The sequence below is a fragment of the Domibacillus robiginosus genome, assembly GCF_000966195.1.
Taxonomy (GTDB): domain Bacteria; phylum Bacillota; class Bacilli; order Bacillales; family Domibacillaceae; genus Domibacillus; species Domibacillus robiginosus.
Genome location: NZ_LAHL01000003.1, coordinates 246,641 through 260,160, shown reverse-complemented (window position 1 = coordinate 260,160; position 13,520 = coordinate 246,641). Strand labels below are relative to the sequence as shown.

11 protein-coding genes are annotated in these 13,520 nt (G+C 44.9%); 5 read left to right on the top strand and 6 right to left on the bottom strand.

The genetic code is table 11. From position 1 onward, the window contains the following. The first annotated feature begins 1 nt into the window (after window position 1). Window positions 2–355 carry a response regulator transcription factor gene (locus tag VP97_RS01995; RefSeq protein WP_050179987.1) on the top strand — a complete coding sequence of 118 codons (354 nt, stop codon included), beginning with the start codon at window positions 2–4 and terminating at the stop codon, window positions 353–355. A gap of 675 nt (window positions 356–1,030) precedes the next feature. Here the strand turns inward: VP97_RS01995 and VP97_RS01990 are convergent. The 3 genes from VP97_RS01990 to VP97_RS01980 all read right to left on the bottom strand — a co-directional run bounded on the left by VP97_RS01990 (window position 1,031) and on the right by VP97_RS01980 (window position 8,254). Next, window positions 1,031–4,156: a hypothetical protein gene (locus tag VP97_RS01990; protein ID WP_342667308.1), complete on the bottom strand. Its 3,126-nt coding sequence runs from the start codon at window positions 4,154–4,156 to the stop codon at window positions 1,031–1,033. Further along, window positions 4,137–7,004 carry an ATP-binding protein gene (locus VP97_RS01985; protein ID WP_050179986.1) on the bottom strand — a complete coding sequence of 956 codons (2,868 nt, stop codon included), beginning with the start codon at window positions 7,002–7,004 and terminating at the stop codon, window positions 4,137–4,139. The genes VP97_RS01990 and VP97_RS01985 overlap by 20 nt, the downstream gene beginning before the upstream one ends. An 80-nt stretch (window positions 7,005–7,084) precedes the next feature. Further along, a complete protein-coding gene (locus VP97_RS01980) occupies window positions 7,085–8,254 on the bottom strand; it encodes an FtsW/RodA/SpoVE family cell cycle protein (protein ID WP_050179985.1) in 1,170 nt (389 codons plus the stop codon). A gap of 204 nt (window positions 8,255–8,458) precedes the next feature. Between VP97_RS01980 and VP97_RS01975 the strand changes: the two genes are divergently transcribed. Next, window positions 8,459–8,779 carry a thioredoxin family protein gene (locus VP97_RS01975; protein ID WP_050179984.1) on the top strand — a complete coding sequence of 107 codons (321 nt, stop codon included), beginning with the start codon at window positions 8,459–8,461 and terminating at the stop codon, window positions 8,777–8,779. Between the two features lie 111 nt (window positions 8,780–8,890). On the opposite strand, the gene VP97_RS01970 is transcribed toward VP97_RS01975, so the two are convergent. The 3 genes from VP97_RS01970 to VP97_RS01965 form a co-directional block, all read right to left on the bottom strand. Then, complete coding sequence (locus tag VP97_RS01970; RefSeq protein ID WP_050179983.1) at window positions 8,891–9,796, bottom strand: CobW family GTP-binding protein; 906 nt, start codon at window positions 9,794–9,796, stop codon at window positions 8,891–8,893. 110 nt (window positions 9,797–9,906) lie between these two features. Further along, window positions 9,907–10,080: a hypothetical protein gene (locus VP97_RS23635; protein ID WP_156153381.1), complete on the bottom strand. Its 174-nt coding sequence runs from the start codon at window positions 10,078–10,080 to the stop codon at window positions 9,907–9,909. 80 nt (window positions 10,081–10,160) lie between these two features. Next, window positions 10,161–10,478: a winged helix-turn-helix transcriptional regulator gene (locus VP97_RS01965; protein WP_050179982.1), complete on the bottom strand. Its 318-nt coding sequence runs from the start codon at window positions 10,476–10,478 to the stop codon at window positions 10,161–10,163. Between the two features lie 340 nt (window positions 10,479–10,818). On the opposite strand from VP97_RS01965, the gene VP97_RS01960 reads away from it, so the two are divergent. From VP97_RS01960 to VP97_RS01950, 3 genes are all read left to right on the top strand, one after another. Continuing rightward, the gene (locus VP97_RS01960; protein WP_050179981.1) at window positions 10,819–11,277 is read left to right on the top strand and encodes a hypothetical protein; all 459 of its coding nucleotides are present in this window, start codon (window positions 10,819–10,821) and stop codon (window positions 11,275–11,277) included. A 123-nt stretch (window positions 11,278–11,400) separates the two neighbouring features. Beyond that, the gene (locus VP97_RS01955) at window positions 11,401–12,084 is read left to right on the top strand and encodes a response regulator transcription factor (protein WP_050179980.1); all 684 of its coding nucleotides are present in this window, start codon (window positions 11,401–11,403) and stop codon (window positions 12,082–12,084) included. Beyond that, window positions 11,969–13,504: a sensor histidine kinase gene (locus VP97_RS01950; protein ID WP_245629816.1), complete on the top strand. Its 1,536-nt coding sequence runs from the start codon at window positions 11,969–11,971 to the stop codon at window positions 13,502–13,504. Before VP97_RS01955 ends, VP97_RS01950 begins: the two co-directional genes overlap by 116 nt. Window positions 13,505–13,520 lie beyond the last annotated feature (16 nt).

Genomic DNA, 13,520 nt, shown 5'->3' with positions numbered 1-13,520 from the left:
GATGAAAAAGATTTTAGTAGCGGACGATGAAGACATTTTGCGTATGTTAATCACAGATACACTTGAAGATGATTTTAATGTTATCGAGGCAGAAGACGGCTGGGAAGCGCTCAGCAGCATTCGCTCCGGTACGTATGATTTAATTATTTTAGACTACATGATGCCTCATTTAACCGGTATGGAGGTGCTTGAACAAATTCGTAAAGACGGCATCGAAACACCGGTCATGATGCTTACCGCAAAAGCACAGGAAGCTGATCGAGAGCTCGCTATGTCACACGGCGCCGATTACTTTATGGCAAAGCCGTTCAGCCCAATCGAACTCCTGTCGCTCGTTGAAAGCATTCTTGATTAAAAAAGGACAGCCATATGGAGGCTGTCCTTTTAGTGTGTAGACAGAGTCTTTCGCTTTTAAAAAAGAGCCGATAAGTGAAGCCGGCCGGACTTCGCGTTCCGCGGGCAGTGCGGCAGCTTCCTTGGCTGTGCCTGCGGGACCTGCCGATTCACTGTACTTCCCGCAGGAGTCTTCGTCCGGCCGGCTTCACCAGATAGTTTTGAACAGAAGGAGCATGAACGGTCTTTTGTTTCTGGCTTTCATCAATGAGAAGAGCACTTCAACCAAGGCCATTAGTTCCGTACTAGTTCGTTTAAACTCACTGACAGCAGACATGCGGATTCGCTTTCCATGAGGCAGGCGGTAGCTCATTCCTTAGAATTCTACACCCCGCGCCTGCCGCCTTTGTGGGGAGGAAAATAAGTTAGTGAAACCCAGTATGTTTTTCTTTGCTGGAAAGAACAGAAAACCTTTCAGCCTCGTTATTTTTTAGAAATACAAAGAGCGGAGGGCTGGCGGCGCAGACTCCCGCGGGACGAGCGGACAGGATGAAACAGACAGCGCGAAGCGGTGGCTGGTTCATCGTTCGCCCCGCAGGAAAGCGCAGTCGCCAGTCCGCAGCCCACTGACATTGTTTTTCAAAAGGAGAGGCTTTTGGGTAGGCTAAAAAAGACAGCCTGCAAGAGGCTGTCTTTTTTATTGGTCTTCCTGCGCGAAGCGTTTTTGAACAATGGAGTAAGATTTTTTCAATCGTTCTTTTGATTGAACTTCCTCGTCCCAGCTCTCCCATGTATACATATTCATGTTGGAAAGAGCTTTTTCGGGAACCGTTGTTTTTTGATCAAACGACTCGGCGATGCCAATTCCTTTGATTTCTTGCTCCGCTTCGATTCCTTCTTTAAACACATCCCCTGTTGCCTGCAGGCTGCTTGGGTCTTTTATATTCAACAGCAGCCACGGAATGCGAATTTCAATCTCTCCTGTTTCTTCATTTACATAGTAGTCAGATAAAGAATCGTAATCAGGCGATTCCGGGTTGCCGTTGCCAAACCGCATCACGCCTGTTTCATAGTAATCAAACGGAAGCACTTCACCCGTATCCGGACGAGTAATCTCCTTGTTTAAGGCCAGTCGGATTGGATGAAAGACGCTGCTGTCATTGGCGGGCTTTTTCGGTGCCGGCTTTAACATCGGCACGTCAAAACCGTACTGGTACAAGAACGTGTCATAGTAAGCATCTACTCTCAATTGTCCTTCTTTTGCTCCATCAAATGAAAGAACAAAGTCAGGATCATTATTTTCAAATGCAATACCTTCAGCCGTTTTGCTTCCGATCGATGGGTGTACATCAAAGTAGAGAGTCGGCATGCTGCCATTTTGCTGCTTTGTTCGAATGTATAAGTAACGCTCATCATGCGTCACATACAAATCGTCATTTTCTTTGTATAACGGCTCAATGCCTTTCCAGTCTTCTACGCTGCCATCTGTTTTGATCAGCTGGCGGTCAAAGCTGAGAAGACCGAATTGCTGTTCATTCGTCTGGGCGTTGGACCAGAATGGACGGCGTTCCGGATCATCCAGATCCATTGTGTTCCACGTCCGCTTAAACCATTCATCCTGCCACGTAAACACCAGTCCGCCCATCATGTCTTCTGCTATTATATCGTCATACAGATAAACAAGACCTTCACCCTGCTGTGTTTCACTCATAAAGCCCTGATTCAAGCCAAAAGCATTTCGGTGCGTCATACCACGTGAAGCTGGAATCCCAAATTCCGCAATGAGGACAGGCATATCGTGTGCCGCCCGCAAATCATGCAGGTAGCCGGCGTAGCTGTTATTTTCTCCTCTTTCGTCTTTGTACGTTAAATATTTTTCTTCTAAATTCAAAAAGTCAGGATAGTAAGGATACGCATGATAGGAAGCAAACATTTGCGTATCTTTTTTCGGTTTAATCCTGTTCGGATCAACCGACACCAAATCCTCCTGCTCCTGCGGTTCTGCCGGGTGATCCAGCAGGTCGGTCGTTACCCAGTTGGTAAAGCTCATTGGCCGTGTCCATTTGTACTGATCGGCTTCATATTTCATCATTTCATCCATTTGCTCCGCCAGCCAGATTTCCATCGGTTCGGCATCTTCTGTCCGGACAAATTCCCCATCATATTGAGCAAGACCGGCATATTTGTTTTTCATATTATCGACCATATACGGGTACCACTCGATCCCAAGCACCCAGCCGGCTACGTAAGGGGAAACATCCGCCCGGTACGTACCAGATGCATGTCCTGTTCGTTTGGCAATATCGGCATTGCCATGAATCACGTCAGCCAGCCGTTTCATTTCCGCTTGAAACTCTTTTGTAATTTCAGGCGTAAAAGCATCTAATGTTTCTTCCAAAGGTCCTTCATCAATCCAGACGCCGTGAAGAACATAAATGGGTTTGTCCGCATGCTCTTCGTTATACCGCTTTAGCGCATTGTAAAAGCCTGGCGGATGAAGTGTGTAAACACGAATTGTATTGGCATTTAACTTTCCGATATCTGTCAGCCAGTCATAGTATTCTTTCTCAGAAATGGCAGCCTCTCCAGGAAAAGCGCCCGGCTTCCCCATTCCAATATTTACCCCTTTGACGGTCATCTTTTTCCATTCGCCATCCTGGAGCACTTCAAATCGGTCTCCATTTAAACGGGCTGTATGGGAAAGACCATTCTTTTCTTCTACTGATACTGTCGCCGCTTCTTTTTCCGATTTTTTCTCCATCGAAAGCACGCCCTTGATAAGCGGTACATAGGTTTTCCAGAAAAAAGCCTGCTCCGGATACAGTGTAGATGGTGTAATCAGTGCACGGATCAAAGGGAAACCGGCGTACCGGTAAACAGAGGATACATCTTCTGTATCCGCAAAATCTCCGGCGAAATAAAAGAGATCAGACTGCTCATACGAATGATGGGTAACCGCTGGGAACGAAAGAGGAATTCCTTCCTTCTCCAGCCTATCTTTTCCTTTTTCGGACAAATCCCATTTGTAGCTTGCCAGAATGTCCTCTTGATTGTCCGGTACGGTTATATCAAACCAATACGTATAAGGTGCACCTTTTTGAAGACCAGTGATCCGTTCGCCTTCTTCTGTAAATTCCATCGTTAATCGTTCGTCATTCACTTCTCCTCCTCTGTCGGAGAGCACAATCACTTTTTCTTCCTCTTCATTCACAAGTACAAAGCCGGCGCCCTCGAATGACCACTTTTTGCCGCCTGCTTCATAAAGCGACAAAATTCCATCCGTCAACTCTTCATTACCTCTGCTCAAATCGCTGAACGCTCGTCCGGTCCAGCCAGTCGGTTTTGTATGTAGAAAAGAGGCTGCATCGTCTCTCACCTCCGCTTTTGTCGGAGAAGCGAATGTATTAAACTCCATAATTAAAGTGGTCGGGTGGTCGGCCGTCTGCTGTTTGATCGTTTCCCATTCATTCATTTCGAGACCGCCATACACAAGGTCATTTTGCTGATCATACACGCCGTATGTATCGGCCACGTAAATCACATCTGCGTCCTCAAGTTCATCCGGCAGTGCCCGTTCTTTTGTTTTTCTTTCGGGAAAATAACCGTAATAGTCATCTTCACCGCCGAATGTTTCAAAACGAAGGTGCTCTAGTACCCATGTCAGAGCACGATGTTCTCGTTTATTATCCGTTGGAACGGTTTTATCTAAAACGACAACTTTTTCGCTTCTCGTGCTGCTGAGCTCCCATATGATCCAGGGCAGGAGCAGCAGCAACAGAACACCCGAAAGGATTATCCATTTTTTATTCACTTTCATTTTCATCAGAACCTTTCTCCGGATAGAAAATAACTCCTTGCTGTGCGGGTTCGGTTAAAAATCCAAGTATGGCTTTAGACAGCTGTGTCGGCGGATATGGTTTTGTTAAGTAATGGTCGATTTGATTTAGTTTTTCTTCTCCTTCAGCCTGGTCAAGAGCAGAAGAGATGACGATCGGGATATCCCGGGTTGCATCCTCTTTCTTCAAAAGCTCCACCAGATCCCAGCCATTCAAGTCATCTCCAAGCATAAGATCAACCACGATGCCAACGAGTGATGTTCGTTTTGCTTCTTCAAATGCTTCGGTTGGGTTCGTATGATAGATTACTTTAAAACCACTCATCTTTAATTCTTCTGATAGTAAAAGAGCAAGACTCATATCATCTTCTACTATCATAACAGAGGGGCTGTTCTCCTTCCCTTCTGGATGTGCAATGCGATGCGTTTCAGGTAAAAGGAGCGGCAGTGAAAAGCGTACAGTTGTCCCTTTTCCCTCTTCTGATTCAATTGTAATCGTCCCGTTATGCTTTTCGATAATTTCACGGCAAATGGCCAGTCCAAGTCCTGTTCCACCAATTTTTCGGCGGGCACTGTTGTCAATCCGCTGGAACTTGCTGAACAGCTTTGGTATATCTTCAGCCGGGATACCAATTCCTTCATCTTTAATAGCCACGACGATATGATTTTCATTATTTGAGAGTGTTAATGTTACATGACCGCCATTTGGTGAAAACTTAATGGCATTGCCGATCACATTTGTTAACACCTGGGCGAGACGTTCTTTGTCTCCTTCCACCTGCACATTGCTCGCTTCATCTACCACAATGAGCGGATGGCTGCTTTCTGTACGAAAGCGGGTCACTGCCTCTACAGCCAATTCGTTCATCTTAAGTGGCTCCATTTGATAAACCTGGCTTCCAGACTCCATGCGCTGTAAATCAAGAAAATCATTAATTAAGTTCGTAAGCCTTTTTGCTTCCTTATAAATCGTTTCTAAATACTTTTTCTGCTTTTCGGGTTTCAGCTGTTTATGAAGCAGCAATTCTGTAAACCCGAGCACACTCGAAAGCGGTGTCCGTAGCTCATGGCTGACGGTGCTGACAAGCTCTGTTTTCATTTGATCTACTTCATACTCTTTTGTAATATCACGATGTACAAGGATGGTACCTGTTTTTTCACCATTGATTAAAACAGGTGCACTATATACATCAATAACACGCTCCGACGGTTCTAAAACCCGATATCGGTATTCTTGCACGTGGAACGCTTCAGGGTGAATACACCCTTCCAGGAAGTCCTTCATGCCAGAGGGATCATCGGTTTGGTTAGACAGCTGATTGATCCAATACTCTCGTTCGACTTCTTCATCCAGTACTACATTGCCACAGTTGAAAATAGCACAAACCGCTTCGTTACGCTGCAGCATGTGTCCATCCGTTCCCACAAATTGAATACCTTCATTGATGTTGTTGACAATTTGCTCGTTTAACACCCGTTCCTTTACGTTACGCTCATACAATTGTATGCGCTCAATGGCCAGTGAAATTCTATTCAGTAAGCCGCGAAGTTCATTTTGCTCTTTTTCAGAAAAAGCACGGCCGATTCGGGAAGCACCGAAAAGTGCAACCATTTCGCCTTCCGGGTTGTTCACGCCGGAAAAATAATCATGCACCATGACAGGATCTGCAGCGAGTCCTTTTTCATGAGCAGCTTCTCTCGTTACGGTAAAGAACGTGTCTTCTTTTAAACGCTGATCAATGTAATCAGTTCGTTTCGTTGAAAACTCTTCGAACAAATCAGTCGTCATGCCTTTTAGCGCCCGTTCTCCGGTTTCCCGAATCCAGAACATTCCTAAATCCAGTTCATAGGTGGAATCCAAATACTCTAGTACACTATCAGCAAGCTCTTGCTTGTTTAACGTAAAAGAAAGAACATGGTTCAAGTCGTTATACCGCTCCAGTCGTTCTTTCGTTTGTTTTGTTTCATAAAGGGATTCTTCTATTTTCTCTTGATGCTCCTGTAGCTCGTCCTGCTGCATAATCAGTTCTTCGTTTTGAGCAATCAACTCTTCTTCCTTTTCTTGAATCATTCGAATCATTGAACCGAACGAAGAAAACAGCACACCGATTTCATCATTTCGCTGAACGGGCAGCAGAGAAAAGCTGTGGCCTGCTGAAAAATCATCTGTAGCCTGCCTTAGCTGTTCAAGCGGCCGGACCACTTCCTTCATCATGCGCCAGATCAAATACGCAATAAATCCAAACAATAAAAAGAGAAAAACAACCATCATAAGTGTAAACTGATTGGCCTGCTCAATCATTTCTAGTGACAGTGCCTCCAGCTCATCATCAATATCGGTTTTATATTGCTTGGCATATGCCATAAATTGATTGACCGAATTGGTTACACCATTATTCGCAAACTGCTGCAGCCCTTCATAATCATTTTGCCTCACTAATTCAATTAATTCAGGCAGAGTCTGCTGTCTGTATGTAGCTAAAAAAGACGTTAGTTCCTGGGTAAGCTGCTGTTCTTTTGGGCTTAATTGAATATCTTGTAATTCTCTAAGTGCGGCATCCACTTGCCCTAAATCCGTATAAACCTGATCGAGCTCACCTTCAAGATGAAACGCCGCATATCCCCGCGCCCGGAAAAACATATCATTTAATGAATCGCGCAGCGTTTCCAGCTTTACCTGCTTGTCATAAAGTCTCTCTCTTTCTGCTCTCAATTCATCCTGTGAGTGTTTCATATAAAGAAAAGCACCGGTGCCTGCAGCTGTCAATAGTAGTAAAATAGACAGCGATAAAAGCAGGTAGCGGCGCCGAATACCTGAGATAGCAGACCTATTCATATTCCATCGCCTCCCTTCTATTCCTATACTTTTCATTATAAATGGTCAGCAAAAATAAAAAAACCCGCTTTAAAAGCGGGTTACGATCGATCTGATGAAAACATGTAATGACGTTCATTGTACGTAATAGAGAAAATGAGGGCAAGAGCCATCATATTCCCCATCATTGAGCTGCCGCCATAAGAAATAAACGGCAGTGGAATACCGGTGATTGGCAGCAAGCCGATTGTCATACCGATATTTTGAAAGGCGTGGAAGGTAATCATCGCGATCACACCGGCGCACATGTAAGAATAATAGGGAATTTTTGTTGTGAGTGCTAGTTTTGTAATATGATAGATCAGCACAAAAAACAAACTGACGACGATAGAGGCACCAATAAACCCATACTCTTCTCCGATAATACTAAAAATAAAATCGGTATGACTTTCCGGCAGGTAGACTTCCCGGTAGCCGAACCCTTTACCCATCGTCTGCCCTGAGCCGATCGCAAGCAAAGACCGGGTTAAGTGAAAGCCGATGGAGCTTTCATAGTTATAAGGGTCCAGCCAGGAGTAAATCCGGTCAAATTGATATTGTCTAACGCCGAGATATTTTTCTAACACCTCCGGCTGCCAGAGCACCATATAAAACACAAGGGAAATAAGCGCGCCGGCACTTCCAAAAAGAGGGAGTAGAATTTTCCATGTAATTCCTGATACGAAAATGATCCCGAGCAAAATAGAAATCATAACGAGCGACGTTCCAAGGTCCTGCCGAACAACAAGCGCAAGCGGCAGAGCGGTAATCGCTCCCAACTTCAAGAGAAGCATCCAGTCACTTTGTAATGTTTTAATTGGGCTTTTAGTATGGTGATTCACCATTACCCTCGATAACGTTAAGATTAAAAATACTTTCATAAACTCTGATGGCTGAATCGATCCGATTCCCGGAAGCACAAACCAGTTTTTCGCACCATTAATGGTTGGAGCAATCGAAGACGGAGCGACAATTAAAAAGATCAGCAGCAAAATACCCAGGCCATACAAATACCAGGCCATGCCATGAAATTGGTCTGAATCAAACCGGATTAACACCGCAATAATACCAATTCCAACGGCGTACCAGACAACTTGACGGACAACAAAGTTTGTTTCATATTGACCGGTTGTCTGCGCACTGTAAATCGCCGCACAGCTCACTACAAACAGCATAAGCAAAATTAAAATCAATCCGTAGTCAATCCGGCTTGATTGTTGTTGAGAATTCATGTAAACTCCTCTTTCTCGTAAAAATAGACCAATTCTTATTATAACGTTATTGTTCCATTCTACAACAGTCAAACGATTCAGTTAGAAGAAATCTGAGCGAGACCATGTTACAATAGCTTGAACAAAATGTTCCGGCCACTGCATACTGCTCCAAAATGAGCCCATTGCAAAAGCTGATGAACAAATTAAGAAAGGAAGTTTAAAATGGAAGCCATTAAAACAAACGAACAATTCGAAGAAATTATTGCTGGCAGCGAGCCGGTCATCATTAAATTTTATGCCGGCTGGTGCCCGGATTGCACCAGAATGGATATGTTTATTGATGAGATTATCGCAGACTACAGCCAATACCGCTGGTTTGAACTGAACCGGGATGACTTTCCGGAGGCAGCCCAAAAGAATGATGTAATGGGCATTCCAAGCCTGCTTCTTTTTCAAGACGGCGAAAAATTAGCTCATCTGCATAGTGCCAATGCCAAATCACCAGAAGAAGTGCGGGACTACCTGCAAAATCTTCCAGTGTAACAGCCCGCCGGTCCGTTTATGGGCCGGCTCAGGCTGTTGACAAACGTTTACTTTCGGCCTGTTTTCTAACTTTGTCTACACCCTCAGCCGGTCCGTTTATGGGCCGGCTTTTTAAAAAATGCCTTCCAGCTTATTTAATTCACTTCGCAATGCTTTCTCATCCAGCTCTTCTCCAATTACGACAATAACCGTTGGCCGTTTGATCGGCTGCGGCTGAAAGAACGGAACACCATAGGCATACTGGAACAGCTCTGGACGGCCGCCGGAATCTTCAAAGGCAACAAACCCTTTGATTCGCAGCACGGAATCAGGCAAGCCTTCTACCCACTTCCTAAAAGCAGCACGCGGTACATGATTGACAAACTCATAAGCGAAGGTTCGGACGTGCAGATGGTGATGGGCATGATGTGCTTCTTCTGGACGGCCGCCGCCGCCAAAAATCGCTTTCCCTTCTCCGTGCGCTACTTCAATTAAACGAACCTTTTGGTTGAGTGAGCGAATATCCCTGCGGATAACAGCGAGTGTTTCTTCAGTAACCAAATCAGTTTTTGTCAGAGCAACAACGTCACTCCAGCGCGCCTGGTCTTCCATCAGCTTTCGGTGTGCGATCGGCAGCCGATCCCGCTCTATCCAGCGTGCACAGTCAACCAGTGTCAGGATGCCTTTTACATCAATTTGCATAGCGATGGATGGAGACGTGCAGGCATCAAGCACTTCCATCGGATGGGCAGCACCCGTTGTTTCAATATAAATAACATCCGGGCGGTGTTCCCGATACAAGTTTAAAAGCTCTACTTCAATTTCGTCTTTGATTGTACAGCAAATGCAGCCATTCAGCATATCCCGTACAGCTGTATCTTCACCGATAAGGGCTGAATCAACCGAAAGCGCTCCAATTTCATTCATTAGAACAGCTGCTTTTCTGCCTGCTTCTTTTTCCCTTTGAAGCAGCTTCAACAGCAGTGTCGTTTTCCCGCTGCCAAGAAAGCCTCCAATAATATAAAGTTCTGTTTTCATCGTTTAATCCTTTCCCAAATCCGTTCAATTCCGATTGAATACACGATTTCTATTGTACATGCTCTTTTCCTTTTTGCCAAAACAAAAAGCAGGAGCCTGCCCCTGCTTTCTTACTTTTTCTGCATGTTAAGAGCAGTAGCATCCACTGCTTCGTCCGGATTTGCCATCCATTCTAGTTTTTCAATAATAAGCGTCATGACGGCATCAACACTTGCATCCTGCCGCTCACTCTGAGAGTAGGCTGCCTGCATCGCTTCAAGTAGCACCTGCTGTTCACGGGACATATTGGTTCTCCTTTAATCATAATACATGTCCCATTCCCGTCAGGCCGCCCAATCAAACGGTGCAAAAGCCTTAATTTGCTTTAGACGTGTTCCTCAAGCTCAACCCATTCATGCGCCCAATGCTCTATTTCTGTAATAGCCGCTTTTAAGGCACGGCCTTTTTCTGTTAATGTATACTCAACCCGAACCGGCACTTCTGCATATACTTTCCGTGTGACCATGCCTTCTTCTTCGAGTTCTTTCAGCCGCTCTGTCAGCAGCTTGCCGCTGATTGGAAACCCGGCTTTGATTTCAGAAAATCGCTGCGGCCGCTCCAAAAGCTGTTTAATCACAAGACCAGTCCATCGCTTCCCTAACAGCTGCATGGCTTTTTCTACTTTTGGACAAAGCTCCATCATTCTTTCACCTCTTTTGTATACCCCTAGTATACACCATTTTGATAAAAGATGATATCTTTCCACTTTTCAATAATTAGTTACTTAAATATCTATTTTATATTTAACACTCTTAGTTTACAAAAGTAACAATAGTCATATTAAAGAAGAATCCATACACATGCTCAAGATTTTGCCCAAACAGATTTTTATACAGCAATCCAAACGTTTCTGAGCTTGTTTTTCTGCTTTTTTATCTCGAAATTAATAAAGTCATTAATTTTTTATATATTTGACATTCAGTTGACACAATTCTTGCGTACACTGTCATTATATTGTTGTTTATGAACTAGGAGGATCAATCATGAAGAAGAAAACCATGTCATATGTAATGACCGGTGCACTGTCCTTTACTATTTTAAGCAGTGTCCCCTCTTCTCCAGCTCAAGCTGCTTCTCCACAATTAACGAAAATACAAACGGCGCCGTCTGTTGCACGAGCCGGTACGAAAAAGTTTACGGATGTTATTGCCGCCCAGGCAGCTGAATATGGTCTTCACATTGAAGGAGACGATTTAGAAACAGCCGCAAAAAAGGTGAGAATGGCGAAGCTTCAAAGCCTGGCAGAGAAGCTGAATATAAACACAGATGGCAAAACAGAAAAAGCCTTGCGTCTTGAGGTAAAAGAGACACATAAAACCGCGGTATATAAAGCAGCAGATCGCTTTGGCATCGAAACAGATGGACAGCGTACAAAAGAAATTATTGCCGCGATTGCAAAGGTAAACGGAGCAGCAGCTGAACAATTAAATGGATTTTATTAAAAAAACCGGCCTCTTTTGGCCGGTTTTTTATCGAATCCTCCCATTTGCGATATAATTTGTTACAAAACACAGCCATTTTCGCTTTTATTTGAAAATGACTGCTGTCAGAAAGGAAGAATTGTTATGCAGACCATTTTAATTGCAGAAGATGAACCGGCGATCAGCCAGGTATTAAAAGTGTATATAGCGAAAGCCGGATTTGAGGTAGTACAGGCCTTTAACGGAACAGAAGCGATAGAAAAGTTTCATCTGGCTTCCCCTTCGCTCGTTTTACTGGACGTAATGATGCCCGGAAAAGACGGCTGGACTGTATTAAAAGAAATTCGGGAAAACAGCAGCTGTCCCGTTATTATGCTGACTGCCTTAAATGATGTAAATTACCGACTCGACGGCTTAAATGGCGGTGCGGACGATTATATTTCCAAGCCGTTTATTGCCGACGAAGTGGTAGCACGTGTACGGGCAGTGCTGCGTCGCTCCAATGAAAAGCAGACTGATGACAGTATCCGTCACTTTGGCAGCCTGGCTATTGACTTTACAGCCCATCGTGTTCTCTTAGCCAATAAAGATATCACGCTGACACCGCGTGATTTGTCCCTGCTCCTGTTTCTGGCTGCGGCACCAAACCGGACATTTACGAGAGATCAGCTTCTTGATGAAGTATGGGGACATGATTACGATGGAAGTGATCGTGCAGTCGATTTATCTGTTAAAAGAATTCGCAAAGCACTTGCAAAGTGGCCGTCATCCGAGGGGGAAATTAAAACGCTGCGCGGCCTGGGATATCAATTTGTTACGGCGGAATAGAACCCGGCGCATTTCCCTGCTTCGTTACTGGACGACGCGCTATGCCGTCACGCTCGCACTCGGTCTTTTGTTTCTAGCTTTGCTGTCAGTCGTTTGGATTCAGCATACAACGCTTCAAAATCGGCTGGATGTGTCTGAATTTTTAGCGGCAGAGCTTGCCGGCCGTATTGCTGGCAGCCAGCAGACTGATGAAAACTCTGCACAAACAGCCTACCTGGACCGGGACATGCTGGATGTGCGTGATGAACTAATGAAAATGGACTCTCCTCCTTCCATTTTTATTACCGATGTCAATGGTGTGATCCTGTCTTCCGGCGATGATGACTTGTACAGAGAAAGTTCATTTCCGACTGCTGTGCTTGAAAAAAATAATGCCGTGCAAACCTTTTCCGGCATAAACAACGATGCTATTGTTTACTTAATCAAAAAACCGATTATCGTAAATGATGTGACATTCGGCTGGGTTGTCATGCTTCAGCCGGAGGATGAGTTTGCAGAATTAAATGACGAGTACCGGCTGCTCGCCATGCTCATTCTTGGCAGCGGACTGCTTGGCTGGGCAGCCATTTACATTCTGTCGCGCCGGCTTTCCCGCCCAATCAGCGCAGCAGCAGCTGCTGCCAAGGAAATCCGCAATGGCAACTATGGTGTACATTTAAAGCCTTCGAGGGCGAAAGAACAGGAAGTATACGATCTTGTCACCTCATTTAACGATATGGCTGTCCGCCTCGAGCAGCTTGAATCAATTCGTGCTGAACTGCTTGCGGGTGTTACTCATGAATTAAAAACACCTGTTACCTCAATCAGCGGCCTGCTTCAAGCTGTGAAAGACGATGTCGTTACTGGCGAAGAAGCAAAGGAATTCCTGACCATTTCTTTGAAAGAAACGGAACGAATGCAGAATATGATCAATGATCTGCTCGAATTTAATACATTTGCGGCGAATGCCTTGCCCGTTTCAACCGCTCCGCATGAACTCAACGAACTGACAGGCGACATCGTTCACGAATGGAATCTGGCCCGCAATCCAGCCGGCATTCCTGTTCACTTCCAGCCATATGAACGGGATTTGATTGTTCTGACTGATCCTGACCGCCTTCAGCAAATTATGATGAATTTGCTGAATAACGCAGCCCATGCGATCGAAACAAAAGGGCAGCTGTTTGTCACAATTCGGAACGATGAATCATGTGCGCTCATTGACGTTTCTGATACAGGAATCGGCATCCCGGAAGCTGAAAAAATGCTGATTTTCGAACGGTTTTACCGGGGAGAAAATAAAAAATACAAAGTTCGCGGCCTTGGCCTCGGCCTTCCCTTCAGTCAGCTTCTTGCCCGGGCGATGGACGGCGATTTAGAGCTGAAGGAAACATCCTCTCTCGGCACCACATTTACCATTAAAATAAAAAAACAGGACTGATGCTTTTGCATCAGTC